Below are 23,248 nucleotides of genomic sequence, written 5' to 3' on the forward strand. Positions count from 1 at the left end.
CTTGGGGTGTTCTTATTAATCTTATTGAGAGTAATTTTAAACATATTTATTCCTCTGATGGACAAAACAGAAGCTCGTTATGCTGAAATTGCTCGAATAATGGCTGAAACTAATGATTATATAACACCTCAAATAGATTACGGAATTCCTTTTTGGGCAAAACCTCCTCTTTCTACCTGGCTATCTGCAGTTAGTATTGAATTTTTTGGTTCAAATGAATTTGCAACACGATTACCGTACTTATTATTATCTATCTTAGTGGTATTTTTAATAGGTAAATATGCTAGTAGAGAAAAATTACCTTTTTATTTACCTGGATTTATAATTTTAACCATTCCTCAATTTTTAATCCATGCAGGAGTAGTATCAACAGATACAGCTTTAATGTTTTGCACATCATTGGTTATGCTATCTTTTTGGGAGGGAATGAAAGAAAATGGAAATACAATTTGGAAATACTTAATTTTTATAGGTTTTGGTTTGGGGCTTTTAGCTAAAGGCCCTATAATATTTATTTTAACACTACCTCCTATTTTCTTTTGGTCACTATACACAAAGTCATTCTTTGAAATCTTCAAAAAATTTAACCTTTTAATAGGCATCCCCATTATATTCATTGTCGCTTTACCGTGGTATTATTACGCTGAACAAAAAACCCCAGGATTTATAGATTACTTTATTGTTGGTGAACATTTTAAACGTTTTTTTGATAGTTCTTGGAGTGGAGATAAGTATGGTTTTCCAAAACAACAACCTTTAGGTATTGTATGGTTATTCCTTCTTGGTTTTGCTCTCCCTTGGATTCAGGTTATTATAGGTAAAATATGGAAACATCAAAAAAACGTAAAAACAAGTCCTTGGCTAATTTTCTTACTACTTTGGTTACTATGGACTCCTCTATTTTTCACTGTATCAAAAAGTTTAATACACCCATATATAATGCCCATAATGGTACCCATTGCATTATTATCAACATATTTCTGGAGAAACTTAAAAAGAAAAAAACTTATTATGGGAATTGCATTAGTAACTCCTATAGCATCATTCCTAGCGTTAATTATTGGGTTATCAACAAATAAAATCGAATATTTATCAAAAACAGATAAGTACTTAATCAAGAAAAATTATGACGAAAAACTCCCCTTGTATTACTATGATACGAAGAGTTACTCAAGTCAATTTTATTCGAAAGGAAAATCCAAAAGTATATCTGAAGAAAAAATAAATTCACTCATAAGCGATAAGGTTAGTTTCTTCATCATAATACCTAAAAAAACTAAATTAAAAAGTATCAGAGACGCATTCATTTTGGAAGATGAAAATAAAACAAATAGAATATTTAAAGTTAATTAAGCTTTAATTACATAATAATTTACTTTTTTATCTAAAAACAAATAACTTTTTTTTAAATTTGCACACACAAAATCAACCTCTGACGAAAATCGTGAATGTTGCTTTTTTTAAACAAAAAATAATATATTAAAATGGAATCTTTAGTAAAATTTGTACAGAACGAATTTGTATCAAGAAATGATTTACCTGAATTTGCAGCTGGTGATACTATAACTGTTTATTATGAAATTAAAGAAGGTAGTAAAACTCGTACACAGTTCTTTAAGGGGGTTGTAATTCAAAGAAGAGGTAATGGAAGTTCAGAAACATTTACTATTAGAAAGATGTCAGGAACTGTTGGGGTAGAGCGTATTTTCCCTGTAAATTTACCTTCAATTCAAAAAATTGAAGTTAATAAAAGAGGAAAAGTTCGTAGAGCTCGTATCTATTACTTTAGAGGTCTTACTGGTAAAAAAGCAAGAATTAAAGAGAGAAGAATCTAATAAAGATGAAAATATTTATGAAGCACAGTGTTTATGCACTGTGCTTTTTTATTTTAAAAAATTATCTTATTTAGAAAAAAAACTTGTCACCTTTAACATGAAAACTATTAAATAATGTAACACAGCTACTTAAAAAAACATATATTTAAGAAATATCAAAATCGTCACTTCATCCCTTAAAGCTCTTAAAAAAATATTGAAATCGAACAAAATTATCATATAGTCAGCAAAACAAGTTAATTTATAATAATTTTGCAACAAAAATTCCGTAGGTTATTTATAAATTTGCAAGACTTCAAAATAATATAATTTAATTCTTAATTATGAGCAATTCGGCTAAAATTATGTATACTAAAACGGATGAAGCTCCTGCGCTTGCTACACGTTCGTTTTTACCCATCGTAAAAGCTTTTACAAAATCATCAAACATAGAAATTGAAATTAAAGATATTTCATTAGCAGCACGCATACTAGCTAACTTCTCAGATTTATTACCTGAAAAGCAAAAAGTTGAAGACGCCTTAACTTTTCTTGGTAATTTAGCAACTAAACCAGAAGCAAATATTATTAAGCTACCAAATATTTCAGCGTCTGTTCCTCAGTTGAAAGCTGCCATTAAAGAATTACAAGCTCGTGGCTTTGCGCTTCCTGATTATCCTGAAGAAATCAATTCAGATCAAGATAAAACTATTCTTGAACGCTACAATAAAGCAAAGGGCTCTGCTGTCAATCCTGTATTAAGAGAAGGAAATTCAGATAGAAGAGCTCCAAAAGCAGTTAAAAATTATGCTAAGAAAAATCCTCATTCGATGGGAGCTTGGAACTCCGAGTCTAAAACCCATGTTGCCACTATGAGTGAAGGAGATTTTGCACATAATGAAAAATCAGTAACTGTAAATAAAAGCACTAATGTTAAAATAGTACATACAAATACCATTGGAAATAGTTCTGTTTTAAAAGAAAAAATTTCTTTACTTGAAGGAGAAATCATTGATGCCTCTTTAATGAGTAAGAAAAAGCTAATACATTTCTTGGAAGAACAAGTTATTGATGCTAAAAATAAAGATATTTTATTCTCATTACACATGAAAGCTACGATGATGAAGGTTTCGGACCCTATCATTTTCGGTCATGCTGTAAAAGTTTTTTTCAAAGATTTATTTGACAAACATCAAGATACTTTTCAAAAAATTGGCGTAGATGTTAATAATGGTTTTGGCAACTTACTAAAGAATTTAGATGAAGTTTCAGAAGAAAAAAAATCAGAAATACTAAAAGACATACAAAATATTTACAGAAGTAATCCTGACCTTGCAATGGTTAACTCTGACAAAGGAATCACAAACTTACATGTCCCGTCAGACGTTATTATTGATGCCTCCATGCCTGCTATGATTCGTACATCGGGTCAAATGTGGAATAAAAACGGGGAAACTCAAGATACAAAAGCTGTAATACCCGACAGTTCTTATGCTGGTTTATACCAAGAAACGATTAACTTTTGTAAGAAAAATGGAGCTTTTGATCCTACAACTATGGGAACTGTACCTAATGTAGGCTTAATGGCTAAGAAAGCAGAGGAATATGGATCTCATGATAAAACATTTGAAATATCTTCAGATGGTAAAGTTCAAGTTATTGATAGTAACAATAATGTTCTAATTGAGCATACTGTAGAGAAAGGAGATATATGGAGAATGTGTCAAACAAAAGACGCTCCTATTCAAGACTGGATTAAGTTAGCTGTAACCAGAGCAAGAGCTACAGAAACACCTGCTGTATTTTGGTTAGGTAAAAATAGAGCCCATGATACTGAAATTATTAAGAAAGTAGAAAAATACTTACCAAATCATGATACTTCAGAGCTAGAAATTAAAATACTATCACCCGTAGAAGCGACCAAGTATACTTTAGAAAGGGTTAAGGCTGGTAAAGACACAATTTCTGTTACAGGTAATGTTTTACGTGATTATTTAACAGACCTCTTCCCTATTCTAGAACTAGGAACATCTGCTAAAATGTTATCTATTGTTCCATTAATGAATGGTGGTGGTTTATTCGAAACCGGCGCTGGAGGATCTGCCCCAAAACATGTTGAGCAATTAACAAAAGAAAACCACCTACGTTGGGACTCTCTTGGAGAATTTCTAGCATTAGCTGTTTCTTTAGAACACCTTTCTGAATCAACAAATAATAAAAAAGCTGGAATTCTTGCAGAATCATTAGATATTGCTACTGGGCAACTTTTAGACAACAGAAAAAGTCCTTCAAGAAAAACTGGCGAGCTTGACAATAGAGGTTCTCATTTCTATTTAGCTCTTTATTGGGCGCAAGCATTAGCTGAACAAAATCTAGATAATGAGTTAAAATCTGAATTTACTCTTATCGCGAAAAGTTTGTTAGAGAATGAATCTAAAATTGTTGAAGAATTAAACAATGTTCAAGGAGTTAATGTAAATATTGGTGGTTACTATGAACCTGATGATAATCTTGCCAACGCTATTATGAGGCCAAGTAAAACGTTAAATACAATCATTGATAATATTAATGTTAGTATTTCTTAAATAGGTAAAATAAAAAAAATGGAATCAATAATTGATTCCATTTTTTTTATTTTAACATTGTTACTATTCTTTGAGGTAGAGGTGCTTCGTAGCCTTCATTTCCTAAGGCCTCTACAATTTTTTGTCTTGTATCCCAATAAACATCCCAATAATTTTCACTCTTAACATAAGGTAACGCAAGTAACTCAATACTATTTTCTCCAAGATTATTAACAGCAACCCTTGGTTTCATTTTCTCCGTTTTTAAAACATTTTTATCTTGAACTAAAACATCCAAAACAATATTTTTAGCTTTTGATATATCTGCACCATATCGAATTGCAAAAGGCATGTCTATCCTTAAATAACCAACAGTTGATAAATTAGTTATTTTCCCAGAGGTTATTGCTGAATTAGGAATAATTTCTGTTTCTTTTTGAAAAGTTTCAATAACTGTAACAAATACCGATATTTCTTTAACAAAACCAAAAGCCCCATTTACTTTTATTAAATCTCCAACTTTAAATGGACGAAACACCAATAACATAATACCTGAAGCCAAGTGACCTAATGATCCATTAAAAGCAGCCCCTATAGCAACTCCAATACCTGCAACTAATGCTGCAAAAGTTGCTGTAGGTACTCCTACAATACCTGCTATTGAGATAATTAATAATGCTTTTAAAACAAAGCCTAGAAGCGTTATTAAGAAAGGTCTTAATGTCTCATCAATATGTTTTGATTCAAAAACCCTTGAAACGCCTTTCATAATAAACCTTATTACCCATAATCCAATAATTAAGGCTGCTAAAGCTCCAAAAAGCTTAAGTCCCCAATCACCAATACCTGTAGCAATAGAATTATAAAAATTAGTTAATGAGTTTTGGATGGTTTCCATAATATTCTGTTTTTTGATTTCACATAAAATATGACACCTCATTCATTTCTAGGTCACTTTCATAACTTTTGAACTAATTAAAAAATCAATATTTGTAAATTTGTTTTATGAAATTTACAAAAACAACAGAACAAGATTCTAATTATACTGATCTAGAAAAAAAAGATATTTCTGAAATTCTAAAGAATATTAATAAAGAAGATAAAACAGTCCCTAACGCGGTAGAAAAATCAATTCCTCAAATAGAAGCACTAATAAAAGAAGTCGTGAAAAAACTCAAAAATGGCGGAAGATTATTTTACATTGGAGCTGGCACAAGTGGACGTCTAGGTATAGTAGATGCAAGCGAATGTCCTCCTACTTTTGGAGTCCCTCATGGAATGGTAATTGGGTTAATTGCCGGTGGTGATAATGCTATTCGTAAATCAGTTGAGTTTGCTGAAGACTCTAAATCACAAGGCTGGAAAGATCTATGTGATCATAACATTAATACAAATGATTTTGTAATTGGAATTGCAGCCTCTGGAACAACCCCCTATGTTATTGAAGCTCTTAAAAAATGCAATGAACATAATATTCTAACGGGGTGTATAACATGTAATCATAATAGTCCCCTATCACTTACAGCACAACTACCCATTGTTGTTATCGTAGGACCTGAATTTTTAACTGGTAGCTCACGAATGAAAGCTGGAACTGCTCAAAAGTTAGTACTTAACATGATTTCAACATCGATTATGATTCAATTGGGAAAGGTTAAAGGCAACAAAATGGTTGATATGCAATTATCAAATAAAAAACTTGTAAGAAGAGGCATTGCCATTTTAAAGTCAGAACTAAAGATAGAAGAAGATCAAGCAAAAAAACTTCTAATGAAATACGGAAACGTTAGAGAAGCAATAAGGAATTTTAATCAACTATAAAAAGATGGAAAAAAGCTTTAAAAATGTCTTACTACTTATGACATTACTCATAATATCTCCCTTAATTTTAACTATTTCTTATAAAGCTTTAAAGGCTTTTGATACATATCCTAAAAACATTTTTGCTTATTTTTTATTTATTTTTAGTATTTTAACAGTTCTTTATACATTATACTTTGGATTCAAGACAATAAAAGTGTTTTTAGATGAACTATTCAAAAAATAAAAAAAATAAATTTGAAATATAAAAATACATCTTTTAGAATATTTGATTGGGAATACTGGCCTTCCTTTTTCTTCTATATCCCAAATATTCCATATGCTTTGTATTTAGCTTGTAAAGCAAAAAAACTAACATTCTTTACTGCTGCCAACCCAAGTATAAAAAGTTCGGGTAATGGAACAGAAAGCAAATTCAAAACGCTTCAATTAATACCTAAAAAAATAAGACCCAAATCAATATTGGTAAAACCAAATACGGGTTTTAATAATATTACTAAGCAATTAGAAAATGCATGTATCTCATTTCCGGTTATTGTAAAGCCAGATGTAGGTTTCAGAGGTCTTTTAGTAAAAAAAATAAATAACCGTAAAGAATTAAAAATATATCTGGAAAAATATAGAATTAAAATAATCATTCAAGAATTCATAAATCTAAATCATGAATGTGGTATCTTTTACATAAGAAATCCAGAAAAGAACAAAGGAACCATCACTTCAATCACCCTAAAAAAATTTTTATCTGTAAAAGGAGATGGTAATACAAAATTGAAAAATCTTATAATCCAACACAAAAGAGCCAAACATTATATTAAGGAGATACACCAATCATACTTTTCTGAATTTGAAAAAATTCCTCAGAAAGGGGAACTAGTCATTTTATCGGCAATAGGAAACCATTCTAGAGGAGCAAGGTTTATTAATGGTAATCATTTAATCAACAAACCCCTAAATGATAGGCTTGATAAAATAAGTGCATCAATCAATGGATGGTATTATGGTAGATTAGATATTAAATATAATTCTCTTGAAGAACTTGAAAGAGGTGAAAATTTCAAGATTTTAGAGATTAATGGCATTATAGCAGAACCAACCCATATTTACGATAGCGAAAACTCTAGCTACTTAAAAGCGCTAAAAGAAATACGATATCATTGGAAAAAATTATACACCATTTCAATTATAAATCATAGAATTTTAAAAATCCCATATAAAAATACCAAAGAGTTTTTTTCAGAAATACTTGTCCTAAAAAACTACATATCAACTATCAAAAATACAATTTAAATCCTATATTTGTGATTATTAAGAGAGAAAAGCACCTAAAAACTATAAAAAAAACCCCTATATTAAAAGAAGTTATTTTAAACTTCTTAAATTAATAACTTGATATTATGAAGAGAATAATTATCCTTTCTATTCTGATTTTCGCCCCTTTGATTACAATTCTGAGTCAGGTAAAAATCGGAGACAATCCTAATGTAATTGACGGAAGTTCTATTTTAGAACTTGAAAGTAGCAATAAAGTTCTAGTTGTTACTAGAGTAACTGATGCTGAAATGAATTTAATTTTCCCTCTTGAGGGTGCGATTGTCTACAATACAGATCAAAATTGTATTTTCCAATATGGAAATATGATTTGGAAGAGCTTGTGCGATCAAACAGGTAGCAGAGAACTCCTTTTCAATGCAACAACCAACGAACTAACCTTAGGAGACTGGGGAACAGTTAATTTAACTTCATTAATAGATGATGCTGATAATGACCCAACAAACGAAGTCAATACATTGATGGTTCTTAACGGCACTACCTTGTCTATTACAGATGGAGCTGGGACTCTATTTACTGACTTATCATCTCTTTTGGCTGATGGGGATGAAACACAAATTATTGCAGCTGGAATAAATACAATTTCCGGTACAGGGACAACTGCTGATCCATACATAATTACAGCTACGGAGGTTGATGGTTCTGTAACTAACGAAATTAATACCAGATTCGAAGTTAACTCTGGTAATCTAGAAATTACAGATGGTAATGGAACATTATCTGTTCCTTTAACAGCCTTAGGTTCTGATGATCAAACAATAGATGATTTCTCTTTTAATACAAGCAATAATCAACTTTCAATATCAATCGAGGACGATGGTGTTGCGCCAATTATCGTAGACCTTTCCTCTTTAGCCTCTGATGGTTCTGAAACAATTATAAATGTGACAGGAATTGCCACTATATCAGGTACTGGTTCTTCAACAGACCCATATATAATAGGTGCTTCTGAAGTAGATGGCATCATCGGAAATGAAATAACAGATGCTACTGATGGTACTTTAATTAGAAGTGGATCGGGTACAAATGGGGATCCATTTACTTTAGATGTGGCTACCGATGGTATTACTGCTACTGAAATCGCTGCTGATGCGGTAGGAACTAATGAATTAGCCGACGATGCTGTTACAACTGTTAAAATTGCTGATGATGCTGTCGACAGAACTAAAATAAATGCCAATGTTGCCGGAACGGGACTTACACAAAATGCAAACGGTTCTTTAGAAATAGATCCTACAACAATTACTGGTGATGGTGATATTACTTCTTCTGATCTTACCGTTACAGGGGGAACTGATGCTACTTTTAATGATGTTACGCTTGAAATTACAGCTGGTGCTGTAGGAACTAATGAATTAACTGACAATGCTGTTACAACCATTAAAATTGCTGACGATGCCGTCGACAGAACTAAAATAAATGCCGATGTTGCCGGAACGGGACTTACACAAAATGCAAACGGTTCCTTAGAAATAGATCCTACAACAATTACTGGCGATGGTGATATTACTTCTTCTGATCTTACCGTTACAGGGGGAACTGATGCTGCTTTTAATGATGTTACGCTTGAAATTACAGCTGGTGCTGTAGGAACTAATGAATTAGCTGACAATGCTGTTACAACCATTAAAATTGCTGATGATGCCGTCGACAGAACTAAAATAAATGCCGATGTTGCCGGAACGGGACTTACACAAAATGCAAACGGTTCCTTAGAAATAGATCCTACTACAATTACTGGTGATGGTGATATTACTTCTTCTGATCTTACCGTTACAGGGGGAACTGATGCTGCTTTTAATGATGTTACGCTTGAAATTACAGCTGGTGCTGTAGGAACTAATGAATTAGCTGGCAATGCTGTTACAACCATTAAAATTGCTGATGATGCCGTCGACAGAACTAAAATAAATGCCGATGTTGCTGGAACGGGACTTACACAAAATGCAAACGGTTCCTTAGAAATAGATCCTACAACAATTACTGGCGATGGTGATATTACTTCTTCTGATCTTACCGTTACAGGGGGAACTGATGCTGCTTTTAACGATGTTACGCTTGAAATTACAGCTGGCGCTGTAGGAACTAATGAATTAGCTGACAATGCTGTTACAACCATTAAAATTGCTGATGATGCTGTTACTTCTGCCAAAATTGTAGATGGTACAATTACTACTGCGGATGTAACTGATGATGCTATTGACAGAACTAAAATAAATGCCGATGTTGCTGGAACGGGACTTACACAAAATGCAAACGGTTCCTTAGAAATAGATCCTACTACAATTACTGGTGATGGTGATATTACTTCTTCTGATCTTACCGTTACAGGGGGAACTGATGCTGCTTTTAATGATGTTACGCTTGAAATTACAGCTGGTGCTGTAGGAACTAATGAATTAGCTGACAATGCTGTTACAACCATTAAAATTGCTGACGATGCCGTCGACAGAACTAAAATAAATGCCGATGTTGCCGGAACGGGACTTACACAAAATGCAAACGGTTCCTTAGAAATAGATCCTACTACAATTACTGGTGATGGTGATATTACTTCTTCTGATCTTACCGTTACAGGGGGAACTGATGCTACTTTTAATGATGTTACGCTTGAAATTACAGCTGGTGCTGTAGGAACTAATGAATTAGCTGACAATGCTGTTACAACCATTAAAATTGCTGATGATGCTGTTACTTCTGCCAAAATTGTAGATGGTACAATTACTACTGCGGATGTAACTGATGATGCTATTGACAGAACTAAAATAAATGCCGATGTTGCTGGAACGGGACTTACACAAAATGCAAACGGTTCCTTAGAAATAGATCCTACAACAATTACTGGCGATGGTGATATTACTTCTTCTGATCTTACCGTTACAGGGGGAACTGATGCTGCTTTTAACGATGTTACGCTTGAAATTACAGCTGGTGCTGTAGGAACTAATGAATTAGCTGACAATGCTGTTACAACCATTAAAATTGCTGATGATGCTGTTACTTCTGCCAAAATTGTAGATGGTACAATTGCTACTGCGGATGTAACTGATGATGCTATTGACAGAACTAAAATAAATGCCGATGTTGCCGGAACGGGACTTACACAAAATGCAAACGGTTCCTTAGAAATAGATCCTACTACAATTACTGGTGATGGTGATATTACTTCTTCTGATCTTACCGTTACAGGGGGAACTGATGCTGCTTTTAATGATGTTACGCTTGAAATCACAGCTGGCGCTGTAGGAACTAATGAATTAGCTGACAATGCTGTTACAACCATTAAAATTGCTGATGATGCTATTGACAGAACTAAAATAAATGCCGATGTTGCCGGAACGGGACTTACGCAAAATGCAAACGGTTCCTTAGAAATAGATCCTACAACAATTACTGGTGATGGTGATATTACTTCTTCTGATCTTACCGTTACAGGAGGAACTGATGCTGCTTTTAATGATGTTACGCTTGAAATTACAGCTGGTGCTGTAGGAACTAATGAATTAGCTGACAATGCTGTTACAACCATTAAAATTGCTGATGATGCTGTTACTTCTGCCAAAATTGTAGATGGTACAATTGCTACTGCGGATGTAACTGATGATGCTATTGACAGAACTAAAATAAATGCCGATGTTGCCGGAACGGGACTTACACAAAATGCAAACGGTTCCTTAGAAATAGATCCTACTACAATTACTGGTGATGGTGATATTACTTCTTCTGATCTTACCGTTACAGGGGGAACTGATGCTGCTTTTAATGATGTTACACTTGAAATTACAGCTGGCGCTGTAGGAACTAATGAATTAGCTGACAATGCTGTTACAACCATTAAAATTGCTGATGATGCTATTGACAGAACTAAAATAAATGCCGATGTTGCCGGAACGGGACTTACACAAAATGCAAACGGTTCCTTAGAAATAGATCCTACTACAATTACTGGTGATGGTGATATTACTTCTTCTGATCTTACCGTTACAGGGGGAACTGGTGCTGCTTTTAATGATGTTACACTTGAAATTACAGCTGGTGCTGTAGGAACTAATGAATTAGCTGACAATGCTGTTACTTCTGCCAAAATTGTAGATGGTACAATTGCTACTGTGGATGTAACTGATGATGCTATTGACAGAACTAAAATAAATGCCGATGTTGCTGGAACGGGACTTACACAAAATGCAAACGGTTCTTTAGAAATAGATCCTACAACAATTACTGGTGATGGTGATATTACTTCTTCTGATCTTACCGTTACAGGAGGAACTGATGCTGCTTTTAATGATGTTACGCTTGAAATCACAGCTGGTGCTGTAGGAACTAATGAATTAGCTGACAATGCTGTTACAACCATTAAAATTGCTGATGATGCCGTCGACAGAACTAAAATAAATGCCGATGTTGCCGGAACGGGACTTACGCAAAATGCAAACGGTTCCTTAGAAATAGATCCTACAACAATTACTGGTGATGGTGATATTACTTCTTCTGATCTTACCGTTACAGGAGGAACTGATGCTGCTTTTAATGATGTTACGCTTGAAATTACAGCTGGTGCTGTAGGAACTAATGAATTAGCTGACAATGCTGTTACAACCATTAAAATTGCTGATGATGCTGTTACTTCTGCCAAAATTGTAGATGGTACAATTGCTACTGCGGATGTAACTGATGATGCTATTGACAGAACTAAAATAAATGCCGATGTTGCCGGAACGGGACTTACACAAAATGCAAACGGTTCCTTAGAAATAGATCCTACTACAATTACTGGTGATGGTGATATTACTTCTTCTGATCTTACCGTTACAGGGGGAACTGATGCTGCTTTTAATGATGTTACACTTGAAATTACAGCTGGCGCTGTAGGAACTAATGAATTAGCTGACAATGCTGTTACAACCATTAAAATTGCTGATGATGCCGTCGACAGAACTAAAATAAATGCCGATGTTGCCGGAACGGGACTTACACAAAATGCAAACGGTTCCTTAGAAATAGATCCTACAACAATTACTGGTGATGGTGATATTACTTCTTCTGATCTTACCGTTACAGGGGGAACTGGTGCTGCTTTTAATGATGTTACACTTGAAATTACAGCTGGTGCTGTAGGAACTAATGAATTAGCTGACAATGCTGTTACTTCTGCCAAAATTGTAGATGGTACAATTGCTACTGTGGATGTAACTGATGATGCTATTGACAGAACTAAAATAAATGCCGATGTTGCTGGAACGGGACTTACACAAAATGCAAACGGTTCTTTAGAAATAGATCCTACAACAATTACTGGTGATGGTGATATTACTTCTTCTGATCTTACCGTTACAGGGGGAACTGATGCTGCTTTTAATGATGTTACGCTTGAAATCACAGCTGGTGCTGTAGGAACTAATGAATTAGCTGACAATGCTGTTACAACCATTAAAATTGCTGATGATGCTATTGACAGAACTAAAATAAATGCCGATGTTGCCGGAACGGGACTTACACAAAATGCAAACGGTTCCTTAGAAATAGATCCTACAACAATTACTGGTGATGGTGATATTACTTCTTCTGATCTTACCGTTACAGGGGGAACTGGTGCTGCTTTTAATGATGTTACACTTGAAATTACAGCTGGTGCTGTAGGAACTAATGAATTAGCTGACAATGCTGTTACTTCTGCCAAAATTGTAGATGGTACAATTGCTACTGTGGATGTAACTGATGATGCTATTGACAGAACTAAAATAAATGCCGATGTTGCTGGAACGGGACTTACACAAAATGCAAACGGTTCTTTAGAAATAGATCCTACAACAATTACTGGTGATGGTGATATTACTTCTTCTGATCTTACCGTTACAGGGGGAACTGATGCTGCTTTTAATGATGTTACGCTTGAAATTACAGCTGGTGCTGTAGGAACTAATGAATTAGCTGACGATGCTGTTACAACTGTTAAAATTGCTGATGATGCTGTCGACAGAACTAAAATAAATGCCGATGTTGCCGGAACGGGACTTACACAAAATGCAAACGGTTCCTTAGAAATAGATCCTACTACAATTACTGGTGATGGTGATATTACTTCTTCTGATCTTACCGTTACAGGGGGAACTGATGCTGCTTTTAATGATGTTACGCTTGAAATTACAGCTGGTGCTGTAGGAACTAATGAATTAGCTGACAATGCTGTTACAACCATTAAAATTGCTGACGATGCCGTCGACAGAACTAAAATAAATGCCGATGTTGCTGGAACGGGACTTACACAAAATGCAAACGGTTCCTTAGAAATAGATCCTACTACAATTACTGGTGATGGTGATATTACTTCTTCTGATCTTACCGTTACAGGGGGAACTGATGCTGCTTTTAATGATGTTACGCTTGAAATTACAGCTGGTGCTGTAGGAACTAATGAATTAGCTGACAATGCTGTTACAACCATTAAAATTGCTGATGATGCTGTTACTTCTGCCAAAATTGTAGATGGTACAATTACTACTGCGGATGTAACTGATGATGCTATTGACAGAACTAAAATAAATGCCGATGTTGCTGGAACGGGACTTACACAAAATGCAAACGGTTCCTTAGAAATAGATCCTACTACAATTACTGGCGATGGTGATATTACTTCTTCTGATCTTACCGTTACAGGGGGAACTGATGCTGCTTTTAATGATGTTACGCTTGAAATTACAGCTGGTGCTGTAGGAACTAATGAATTAGCTGACAATGCTGTTACAACCATTAAAATTGCTGATGATGCTGTTACTTCTGCCAAAATTGTAGATGGTACAATTACTACTGCGGATGTAACTGATGATGCTATTGACAGAACTAAAATAAATGCCGATGTTGCTGGAACGGGACTTACACAAAATGCAAACGGTTCCTTAGAAATAGATCCTACTACAATTACTGGTGATGGTGATATTACTTCTTCTGATCTTACCGTTACAGGGGGAACTGATGCTGCTTTTAACGATGTTACGCTTGAAATTACAGCTGGTGCTGTAGGAACTAATGAATTAGCTGACAATGCTGTTACAACCATTAAAATTGCTGATGATGCTGTTACTTCTGCCAAAATTGTAGATGGTACAATTACTACTGCGGATATTAATCCAGGTGGTAATAATAACGTTTTAGTTACAGATAATGCAGGTGCTGTACAATGGATTGATAGAAGTTCATTAGAAACAATTTACACAACAGATGGAACCTTAACTAATAATAGAGTTGTGAACGGGGGATCTAATAATTTAAGTTTTACTGATATTGGCGATTTAGTTTTAACGTCCACTAATACTTCGATTCTAAATTCTTCAGGAGATGTAGGAGTGACTTCACAAACAGGTGCAATTCTTATTCAATCAGGAACTGGTGAAAATGTAGTTATTTCACCTAACTCAGGAGTATTAGCTATTGACGGTTCAACGGTCAATTCTGGAAACTTCAGACTCACAGGTCAGTTTATTGACGGTTCTGGAAATTCAGGTACATCTGGACAAGTGTTAACCTCAACCGGTGCATCCACAGAATGGAATAATATAGTATCATCAGATGCTAACAATAAATTAACAACAGGTACAGACGGAGGAGCTTTTTTTGCAGGACCTGTTAGTATAGCCGCAGGAAAGGTTAATGGCAGTGGTGCTGCTTTAAAAATATTCGGTGCTACAGTTAGAAGAATTGATGAAGGAGACTATGAAGTTACTTTTAATACTCCTAGAACTGATGATAATTATATTATTCAATTAACCGTATTCGATTGTAACGGTGATTGCCCAGGAAATACAGCTGCTAATTTTGACGATCCTGGTATTACATACTATCAACAAGCAACAACTGGATTTAGAATAAATATAGGAGACTCTGATAATGGAGCAAATGAAAAAGATGATATTGATTTAGAGTTCATGTTTAATGTGATTGATTTTTAGATATGAAAACTCATCTTTTAATCGCTTTACTGTTTACTTTTTCTACTGCTTTTAGCCAAGTCGATGGCTTTTCAGTTATGGGAATTCCTACAGTAACAAATATTACAGCAATGAATGCAATAAATGGAGCCCTCTAGGGCTCCATTGTATATAATATAGATCAAAAAGGTATCTATATTTTCAATGGAACAAACTGGGTTTCACCAAGTGGAAATAATTGGTTAATTTCGGGTAACAATAGCACATCTACTTCTAATTTCCTAGGTACTATTAATGATGTAAAAATGGAAATTCGCTCTAATAATTTACCTATGTTGGAATTTGGCAGAAGACAAACACTCAATTTGGTCCAGAGCTATCCTGACTACACAGATACAGATCAGCCTTTAATTCATTTAAAGAGAAATGGTAGTATTGCTGCATTACAATTCACTGCGGTTGGTGCCGACTTTTATAAACCAATGTTTTTTACCACAGCAAATGGTAGTTTTAGACTAAAAGAAAGTGGAGGAAGAACTGATTTATTCGAAATCGGATCTGCTGGTCCTTCAAATGACGGCAGATTGGAATTTATAATTGGTGATGACGGGAGTGAACCAATTGTTTTTAAACGATATGACTATCGAAATGGTGGTTTTCATACGGAGCTTTTTAGGGTGCAAGGTAGCAACGGAACTGCAAATGCAAAACCAAGATTTGGCATTAATATAAACCCTCAAGAAGTTCCTTTAGATCCCACATACAATAACTCTTCTTCTTCCGGATATAATATTGCTAATTCTACACTTCAAGTAGGCGGCTCTATTTCTACTGCAATATTAAGGACAACAGGAAGTATAACCTTAGGTGAAGATCATCATACAGTAATTATTACAGGCTTACATAATATTGTATTACCTAATGCTAACACCTGTTCCGGTAGGTTGTATGTTTTAAAAAATATATCTGGATCAAATAGATCTATATCTTCTTATAGAACTTTAAGTAACGTTCCTTCAAACACAATACCTACTAACTCTGCTATTTGGATTCAAAGTGATGGTATCGATTGGCACCGTATTAACTAAAATATACTTAAAGGCTCATTTATTTTTTTGCAAATTTGTCATTTTAATTTTATTACAGCAAAATACTGACTTTAGCATTTTGGATATGCTATTTTACTAATATAAACTTTAAATAATACTTACTTAGTATACTTCAAACTTTTAACAATCAAACAACTTTCAAACCTCTCAAAACTCGATTTAAACAACTATTTTACAAGTTATTATATTGATTTTTTAACTTTAACCGCCTATCTTTAGATTTTTGAAATAGTTTAGTAATTCTTTAATTTATTTTAAATCATGGTTAAAAACTCAATTAAATTAACGGTAATCTTAGTACTCATGTTAGAGTATTGCTTCTCTCAGATAGACTCGCAATCCATACTAGGATTACCTAATGTGGCTGACACCATAGAAATGAACAATATAATCAATCCAAAGGAAGGTTCTTTAGTTTACAATATAGCTCAGAAAAACATATTTTATTTTGACGGTACAAACTGGTTATCAAGCAGTAATGGTAGTCCTAATTTATATAGTACTAATGGAACCTTATCTAATGACAGAACTTTGGATGGGAATAATAATTCTTTAACATTTTCTGATTTAACTGCTTTTTCATTATCAAGTAGCTTATCGTCAGATATGTTTTCTACTGGTCCTATTAGAGTGCAATCAACAGGTAATAGTACATCTATATCTGGAACTGAAATAATCATTTCAGCAACAGCTAGCGGTATAAATCTAAACGGTAATACTTTTATCACAAACGATCTTAGCTTATCGGGCGCTTTTGAAGACAGTACTACTTCTTCTGGAACTGACGGTCAAATTTTAACATCCACTTCGAATGGCACAAGATGGGTTGATTCAGTACTTCCTAAGGTGGTTAATAAAACATCAAATTACACATTAGCAATTGATGATAATGGTAAAATATTTACTTTTAATAGCACCTCAAATATTACACTAACAGTTCCTCAAGGACTTCCTATAGGTTTTAATATAAGCTTATATCAAACAAATACCGGAAGAGTTACTATCCAAGGAGCTCTTGGTGTGACTGTTTCAAATCGACTATCAAGATTTAATACTGCTGGTCAACATGCTGGAGCAGGACTTGTATCAACTGGAACAAATAGTTTTCATTTAACTGGAGATTTAAGATTATAAAAAATGAAAAAAATTAAAATATTGGCTGTATTTATCATTTTTATAAATGAAATACAAGCTCAGATATCAAATTATAACCACTACCCCAGCCTAAAACCATTTCATATTCTAGATGATAAATTAACCGATATAAGTTTTGCTTTTTCTATGAGAGTACTAGAAAGTGATTATAATGGACCGTTAATAAGGCTCAGAAGAAGCAGTGACAACGCAGAAGAAGATTTTTCTTGGTCTGACACTGATATAGTTGATATCAACGCTATTAATACTTGGCGAAATGGCAGTAATGTATTTGTCCGTACTTGGTATGATCAAAGTGGTCAAGGCAGGAACGCTACTCAAACAGACATTAATAGTCAACCCGAGTTTTTTCCAGAAATACTTACTCCACACTTTCAAGGAGATGGTGTCGATGATTTTCTTATTATAGAAACTCCTAATGGCGTTCAAGATGTTACAAATTCAGGAAATCAAGGAACTGTGATAACTGTTTTAAGAGCCACTATTAAAAACCAACATTCATTCGGTGTTTTAAATAATAACAATAGGTGGTCTACGCATGTGAACTGGGGTGACAGCAGACTATACTTTGACCCTGGTATCTGTTGCAATGCTACTCGTTCATTCAACAATAGCAGTAATAACAATGCATGGATGCTGTATACTTTCATAAAAACAGATACAAATGTTTTAGCAAGGTCTGATGGAGTTCAAAGGTTTAACGGTTCTCATACAACCGGAAGATGTACAAGAACAGATAATTTCACTATTGGTTGGGCTAATGGAAATCAAACAAATAATAGGTCTACAACTGCTTTTTTAGAATTCATTATGTACCGAAATGATATAATACCAACAATTTATGAGGAAATTGAAAATAATGGTATTGCTTTCTGGAACTTATAGGTAATTTTATGTGACGCTTTTTTATTAAATGTGTCAAAGAAATAAGAATTAACATTGAAAATTAAAATGTTGTTTTTAATTTGGTTAAATTAAAAATAGTATTCAATATTTTTAATTGATAGTTTAATTTTATCAATTCATCGATCTAAAAAAGAAAAAAAACACCATAAGTCGCTAATTTTTAACCATTCAACCAATAAAAACTTGCATATATCGAAAATAATGTTATCTTTGTAGACTCAAAACTAATCACAGTGCACTATAAAGAACACTAAACTTCAGGTGCAAAAAGAATAAACGTTTTTAATAAAATAAAAATAACTGTATAAAAAATACGGGGGTATTATGAAGAATTTTTTATCTATGATAGCTGTTATTATGCCTTTATTCTTAAGTGCTCAGTCAGCTTTCCACAACTTCGGAGAAGTTAAATTACATAACAATTCAAGTGTTGGTTTCCACACAGATTTCATTAATGATGGCAATATGTCTAATGATAATGAGGGCTTAGCTGGTTTTTATAGTGATAGTGAAATTAGAAGTATATCAGGAAATAATGTAGCTGTTTTTAACGATATTGAAATCGATGCTGTTAATGATATTGAACTATATTCCTCTATAGGTGTTACTAATGATTTCAGTTTTATAAACGGCAAGGTGTTTACCCCAAGAAATGACGCTAATATTTCATTAGAATTCATGAATCATAACTTGTATGCAGGTGAAGATAATCAAAGGCACGTTGACGGTTACGTTTCTGTTTCAGAAAAAAGTAATTTTACTTTTCCTATTGGAGACGACAATAATTTAAGACCAATGATTCTATCTGCGACAGGCACTGTTACTAAATTTACAGGAGCATACTTTTCAATTAATCCTAATAATGCTCCATATAATTATGACACTTCTCAAAAACAAGCTTTTATAGAAAACATAAGTACTAAAGAATTTTGGGATTTAGATGGCTCAGCTGAAACAAGAATAACACTTACTTGGGATAACAATAGTGAAATCAATAATATAACTTCTGATATAAACTTACTGAGAGTAGTTGGTTGGAACGAAACAGAGGGTAAATGGATAGATTTAGGAATGTCTAATATTAACGGTACTATTAATGCTGGTTTAATTACTTCATCTACTTTTGTACCTAATAATTATTCTGTAATTACTATTGGCTCTAACTTCTCCGATTCAGCACTAAGTAATGTAAATTTGATATTTACGCCTAATGGTGATATAAAAAATGAAACCTTAGTTTTTAAAGGATTAGAGCGATATAAAGGAAATAGTCTTACTGTTTTTAATAGATGGGGTAATATTGTACACCAAACAATTGACTATAAAAACGATTGGAGAGGTCAATCAAATGGTAGAGCGACAATTAATCAAAAAGAAAACCTTCCTGATGGTACATATTTCTATACTTTAGATATAAATACAGATGAAGGAGAAAAAACCCAAAGAGGATGGGTTTATATCACGAGGTAACTTAGTATTAAATAGTATATTCTAAAAATCAAAAAATTACTTACTACTTTTTACTTATCATAGTGCCCTTATCAATTCATTTTTTAGGTGTTGTTGGATTATACCCAAAGTTTTCACTAGTTAAATCAACTCCAAGCTGGAACATAATATAGCCTATACTTGCATAATGGTGAATAACATGATTATGTGCCTGTAACAATACACTTCCCAATGTGTGTTGAACAACAACCTTTTCTATTCCCAAATCATCATTTACAAATACTATTTGATTAAGATCTTTTCCCTTTATTTTTTGTAAATTCCTCCGAACATCTCCAAAGTACCTTAGGCCTTTCTTAATATCTTCCTCTACTTGAATATTTCTATCCCTGAGGGAAAAATCAATATTTCTATCTTCAACACCTTTAAAAATACACGTAAACACATCTAACGAATGACGAATATGTGTTCCTATACTAGCATAATATGGTGCTATAGTTTTATTACAATAAACCTGATTATTAATCGTACGCAACAGTTTTATGCCTTTTTGTAAATTTGCATCTATAGCTATAATCATTATTCCTCTTATCTTATATATTCTTAAATATAAATTATTTCAATGATAATCAACAATATTGAAATAGTATTTTATTAAAGATTATTAATTACAGAAAAACAACCTTTAATCTATGGTATTTTTTGGCATGTCTTTTGAAAAGTAAAAGATAATAGCGGAAGCTGAAAAGCATAAAGAGTAAGCATAACCCTAAATTTAGTAATTATGAGAACAGGGATTTTTTTAATAACAACATTAATACTGACAGTAACAATAAAGGCCAATACCCTTAATATACTGAATAGTGGTTTTAGTGCCGATAGAAAACATGCTTTTAACAACAAGATAACCTTTATTGAAAAAGGTATAGAATTTCATGTGTTCCTTAATGGTGATTTCGATTTTAATACTCACTTTAGAGACAATTCTTATGAAGATTACAGAAGTAGAAGGACAAGAATCAATAGAAGAGTTAGAATAGAAAGAGATTATAGTGGAAAGATACGAAGAATTGGAAATGTTTTTGTTAATTATAACATTAGAGGTAATGTTACCAGAATAGGAGGTATATTTATGAGGTATAGCGCTGGAAATTTAGTTAAAATTGGAGGTTTACGCATTCACTATAATAGATGGGGAGATCCTTTTTATGAAGGACGTGTAAGAACTAGAGCTATGTTTGACGACAGAAGAAACTGTGACAATTCGATTAATATCGATATAAATATTGGAGACATTTATAATTATGATGATCTTTATTTTTATAAGAAAAGTTTTAGAAATAACTATAGTCGATTTAGAGAGGATAACAACTTTTTCTATTACAGAGCTATGCCAAATGCAAACATAGGTAACAGAAGTAGAATTATAAGACGAAGAAAATCTAATAACAGTTTTAAAAATACAATTCCTGAACAAGAAGGAAGATCGAGAAGAAATAGATAGTAAAATAGAAAAACTCCAACCTTATATTAAGGTTGGAGTTTTATTTTATATAAGTGTAAGCTTTTTACTTTGCCACATTAACGACTCTTGTTTCTCTAATAACAGTAACTTTAACTTGACCAGGATAAGTCATATCTGTTTGTATTTTCTGCGAAATATTAAAAGATAGCTCTGCTGCTTTTGTATCACTAACTTTTGTACTCTCAACCATTACCCTTAACTCTCTACCGGCCTGAATAGCATATGCCTTCTGAACTCCTGCAAACCCAAAGGCAATATCTTCTAGATCTTTCAAACGTTGTATGTAGCTATCTAAAACCTGTCTTCTGGCACCTGGTCTTGCTCCTGAAATAGCATCACAAACTTGAACTATTGGTGACAGCATACTTTTCATTTCTATTTCATCATGATGCGCTCCAATAGCATTACAAACATCAGGTTTTTCTCCATATTTTTCAGCCCATTGCATTCCTAGTAGTGCATGCGGTAATTCACTCTCAGTATCAGGCACCTTACCTATATCATGTAATAAACCAGCTCTTTTAGCTGCCTTTGCATTAAGCCCCATTTCAGCAGCCATGATACCACAAAGATTAGCGACCTCTCTCGAATGTTGTAATAAATTTTGACCATAAGAAGACCTGTACTTCATTCTACCTACAGTTTTAATAAGCTCTGGATGCAAGCCGTGTATCCCTAAATCAATAACTGTTCTCTTTCCAACCTCTATAATTTCTTGACTTATTTGTTTTTCTGTCTTACGAACAATTTCTTCAATTCTTGCCGGGTGTATTCTTCCATCTGTAACCAATTTATGCATTGATAACCTAGCGATTTCTCGTCTAACAGGATCAAAACAAGATAGTATGATTGCTTCTGGTGTATCATCTACGATAATTTCAACACCCGTTGCAGATTCTAAAGCTCTTATATTTCGACCTTCTCTACCGATTATCCTACCTTTGACGTCATCCGATTCTAAATTAAAAACAGAAACACAATTTTCAACAGCTTGCTCTACACCAACTCTCTGTATTGTGTTCAACACTACTTTTTTTGCTTCTTGCTGAGCTGTCATTTTAGCTTCTTCAACCGTATCTTGAATAAACGCCATTGCATCTGCCTTAGCCTCCTCTTTCAAAGATGCTACTAATTCAGTTTTAGCTTCATCGGCTGACAAACCTGATATTTGCTCTAGCATATCGACGTGTCGCTTATGTAATTTTTCAATTTCATTCTCACGCTTTTCTATAATTCCAATTTTAAAATCATAATCTGATTCTTTTTTTTGCAATTCCTTATTACGCTTTTTGTTTTTATCTAACTCATTTGAAACTTGACTTTCTTTATCTCTTATTCTTTTTTCTATGTCAGAAACCTTTTTTTCTCTTGATAAAATTACTTTTTCATGCTCTGCCTTTAACTCTATAAATTTTTCTTTTGCCTGTAAAATTTTATCTTTTTTTATTGCTTCTGCCTCAACCTTCGCATCTTTTATAATATTTTTTGCTTTATCCTTAGTTTCAACTATTAACATATTTGCTTTGGTCTTCTCTAGCATTTTAGTAATAACAAACCCTACCACTAAACCTATAATTCCTGCCAAGACAGGAAATAATACTCCTTCCATAATTTTGAATTGATTGTATAAAAAAGCCCGCATTAATAAGGT

At 33.5% G+C, this 23,248-nt stretch carries 16 protein-coding genes; 13 read left to right on the forward strand and 3 right to left on the reverse strand.

The annotated features are described in order from the left end of the window. The first annotated feature begins 57 nt into the window (after positions 1–57). From ACSIGE_RS04235 to ACSIGE_RS04245, 3 genes are all read left to right on the forward strand, one after another. A complete protein-coding gene (locus ACSIGE_RS04235) occupies positions 58–1,353 on the forward strand; it encodes an ArnT family glycosyltransferase (protein WP_440881545.1) in 1,296 nt (431 codons plus the stop codon). Between the two features lie 131 nt (positions 1,354–1,484). Then, positions 1,485–1,835 carry a 50S ribosomal protein L19 gene (rplS, locus tag ACSIGE_RS04240; RefSeq protein ID WP_440881546.1) on the forward strand — a complete coding sequence of 117 codons (351 nt, stop codon included), beginning with the start codon at positions 1,485–1,487 and terminating at the stop codon, positions 1,833–1,835. A 323-nt stretch (positions 1,836–2,158) separates the two neighbouring features. Beyond that, the gene (locus ACSIGE_RS04245) at positions 2,159–4,399 is read left to right on the forward strand and encodes an NADP-dependent isocitrate dehydrogenase (protein ID WP_440881547.1); all 2,241 of its coding nucleotides are present in this window, start codon (positions 2,159–2,161) and stop codon (positions 4,397–4,399) included. 46 nt (positions 4,400–4,445) lie between these two features. On the opposite strand, the gene ACSIGE_RS04250 is transcribed toward ACSIGE_RS04245, so the two are convergent. Then, complete coding sequence (locus tag ACSIGE_RS04250; protein ID WP_440881548.1) at positions 4,446–5,276, reverse strand: mechanosensitive ion channel family protein; 831 nt, start codon at positions 5,274–5,276, stop codon at positions 4,446–4,448. A gap of 107 nt (positions 5,277–5,383) precedes the next feature. Between ACSIGE_RS04250 and murQ the strand changes: the two genes are divergently transcribed. From murQ to ACSIGE_RS04295, 9 genes are all read left to right on the forward strand, one after another. After that, on the forward strand, positions 5,384–6,199 hold the full coding sequence (gene murQ, locus ACSIGE_RS04255; protein WP_440881549.1) for an N-acetylmuramic acid 6-phosphate etherase: 816 nt from the start codon (positions 5,384–5,386) through the stop codon (positions 6,197–6,199). Positions 6,200–6,236: 37 nt separating this feature from the next. Then, positions 6,237–6,425 (forward strand): hypothetical protein, encoded by a 189-nt coding sequence (locus tag ACSIGE_RS04260; protein ID WP_440881550.1) that lies wholly within the window; start codon positions 6,237–6,239, stop codon positions 6,423–6,425. An 11-nt stretch (positions 6,426–6,436) separates the two neighbouring features. Further along, a complete protein-coding gene (locus tag ACSIGE_RS04265) occupies positions 6,437–7,486 on the forward strand; it encodes a D-alanine--D-alanine ligase (protein ID WP_440881551.1) in 1,050 nt (349 codons plus the stop codon). 107 nt (positions 7,487–7,593) lie between these two features. Continuing rightward, positions 7,594–15,474: a beta strand repeat-containing protein gene (locus ACSIGE_RS04270; RefSeq protein WP_440881552.1), complete on the forward strand. Its 7,881-nt coding sequence runs from the start codon at positions 7,594–7,596 to the stop codon at positions 15,472–15,474. A 2-nt stretch (positions 15,475–15,476) separates the two neighbouring features. Next, the gene (locus ACSIGE_RS04275) at positions 15,477–15,611 is read left to right on the forward strand and encodes a hypothetical protein (protein ID WP_440881553.1); all 135 of its coding nucleotides are present in this window, start codon (positions 15,477–15,479) and stop codon (positions 15,609–15,611) included. Between the two features lie 147 nt (positions 15,612–15,758). Then, entirely contained in the window at positions 15,759–16,541 is a 783-nt protein-coding gene (locus tag ACSIGE_RS04280) for a hypothetical protein (protein WP_440881554.1), read from the forward strand. Between the two features lie 282 nt (positions 16,542–16,823). Next, positions 16,824–17,696 (forward strand): hypothetical protein, encoded by an 873-nt coding sequence (locus ACSIGE_RS04285; protein ID WP_440881555.1) that lies wholly within the window; start codon positions 16,824–16,826, stop codon positions 17,694–17,696. A gap of 3 nt (positions 17,697–17,699) precedes the next feature. Beyond that, a complete protein-coding gene (locus ACSIGE_RS04290; RefSeq protein WP_440881556.1) occupies positions 17,700–18,602 on the forward strand; it encodes an arabinofuranosidase catalytic domain-containing protein in 903 nt (300 codons plus the stop codon). A gap of 345 nt (positions 18,603–18,947) precedes the next feature. After that, positions 18,948–20,093: a gliding motility-associated C-terminal domain-containing protein gene (locus ACSIGE_RS04295; protein ID WP_440881557.1), complete on the forward strand. Its 1,146-nt coding sequence runs from the start codon at positions 18,948–18,950 to the stop codon at positions 20,091–20,093. 76 nt (positions 20,094–20,169) lie between these two features. Here ACSIGE_RS04295 and ACSIGE_RS04300 read toward each other — a convergent pair whose 3' ends face one another. After that, positions 20,170–20,652, reverse strand: coding sequence for a DinB family protein (locus ACSIGE_RS04300; RefSeq protein WP_440881558.1), 483 nt, complete (start codon positions 20,650–20,652; stop codon positions 20,170–20,172). A gap of 204 nt (positions 20,653–20,856) precedes the next feature. On the opposite strand from ACSIGE_RS04300, the gene ACSIGE_RS04305 reads away from it, so the two are divergent. Further along, complete coding sequence (locus ACSIGE_RS04305) at positions 20,857–21,576, forward strand: hypothetical protein (RefSeq protein WP_440881559.1); 720 nt, start codon at positions 20,857–20,859, stop codon at positions 21,574–21,576. A gap of 64 nt (positions 21,577–21,640) precedes the next feature. On the opposite strand, the gene rny is transcribed toward ACSIGE_RS04305, so the two are convergent. Continuing rightward, the gene (rny, locus tag ACSIGE_RS04310; protein WP_440881560.1) at positions 21,641–23,206 is read right to left on the reverse strand and encodes a ribonuclease Y; all 1,566 of its coding nucleotides are present in this window, start codon (positions 23,204–23,206) and stop codon (positions 21,641–21,643) included. Positions 23,207–23,248: the final 42 nt, after the last annotated feature.

The sequence above is a fragment of the Tenacibaculum profundi genome, from assembly GCF_052050075.1.
GTDB lineage: Bacteria > Bacteroidota > Bacteroidia > Flavobacteriales > Flavobacteriaceae > Polaribacter.